The organism is Nonomuraea sp. NPDC049784 (genome assembly GCF_040659615.1).
GTDB lineage: Bacteria > Actinomycetota > Actinomycetes > Streptosporangiales > Streptosporangiaceae > Nonomuraea.
Map to the genome: position 1 here is coordinate 1 of NZ_JBFAMX010001291.1, position 1,110 is coordinate 1,110.

Annotated in this window: 2 protein-coding genes; one reads left to right on the plus strand and one right to left on the minus strand. The window is 73.3% G+C overall.

Annotated features, from left to right (window positions below):
- The coding region (locus AB0J09_RS65515; protein WP_360714677.1) for a hypothetical protein at positions 1–601 on the plus strand (601 nt) is incomplete at its 5' end.
- 3 nt (positions 602–604) lie between these two features.
- Here the strand turns inward: AB0J09_RS65515 and AB0J09_RS65520 are convergent.
- On the minus strand, positions 605–1,110 hold a 506-nt coding region (locus AB0J09_RS65520; protein ID WP_360714679.1), incomplete at its 5' end, for a substrate-binding domain-containing protein.

The window sequence follows — 1,110 nt, forward strand, 5'->3', positions numbered from 1 at the left end:
TTCTGACGGAAGCCGGGACAAGGGCATGTCGTTCGCCCCTGCGCCCAGCGCCGACGGGCGGCTGGTCGCCTTCTACAGCGACTCGGCCGACATCGTCGGCGGCGACGCCAACGGGCGGAACGACGTGTTCGTGCGGGACGTCGCGGCCGGCACGACCGAGCGGATCTCCACGGCTCCCAAGGGAGCGGAAGGGGACGGCTGGTCGGACCTGCCGTCGATCAGCGACGACGGGCGGTTCGTGGCGTTCGAGAGCACCTCGGCCAACCTGGTCGAGGGCGACACGAACCGGCGCTCCGACGTGTTCCTGCACGACCGGGTGGCCGGGCCGAAGGCGCTGTTCGCGCTGAGCGACCTGGAGGTGACGCCTTCGGTCTCGCGTTCCGGGCGCGTGGAGGTCTCGGCGCGGGTGAAGAACGTGGGCGAGCCGGCGGGTGCGTACGAGGCCGTACTCCGCGTGAACGGTCAGGTGGAGCAGCGGAAGAGCGTGGAGCTGCGGGCCGGCCGGGACGCGAAGGTCTCCTTCGACGTGCGTCGCGGCGAGCCCGGCGCGTACACCGTCGAGCTCGGGCCGCTGACGGGCACGTTCGCCGTCAAACGCTGACGATCACCGGGGCCCGGGCAGCTCGCCCGAGCCCCGGACGATCAGCCGGGTGGGCACCAGGGTCCTGCGGGCCTTCGACCTGTCGCCGTCCAGTCGCGACAGCACCAGCTCCGCAGCCGCGGCACCCATCCGCGCCGGGTCCTGGGCCACGACCGTCAGCGGCGGGTCCAGGCACTCGGCCAGGGGCAGGTCGTCGAAGCCCACCAGCGCCACGTCCCTGCGGCGGGCCCGCGACAGCGCCACCACCGCGCCCATCGACGCGAGGTTGTTGCCCGCGAACAGCGCCGTCGGCGGATCGTCGAGGGCTAACAGGCGCATGGTGGCTTGGGCCGCGGCCTCCTGGTCGTGGCCCGTCTCCACCAGGGAGCGCTCGAACGGCAGGCCCGCCGCCTCGAGAGCGTCGCGGTAGCCCTGGAAGCGCTCGCGGCGGGTGTGTCTGTGGTGTCCGGCCCGTTCGGCGGCGGCGATGCGTTCCTGCGGCAGCGCTCCGCTCCACCACTCGCCCGCCG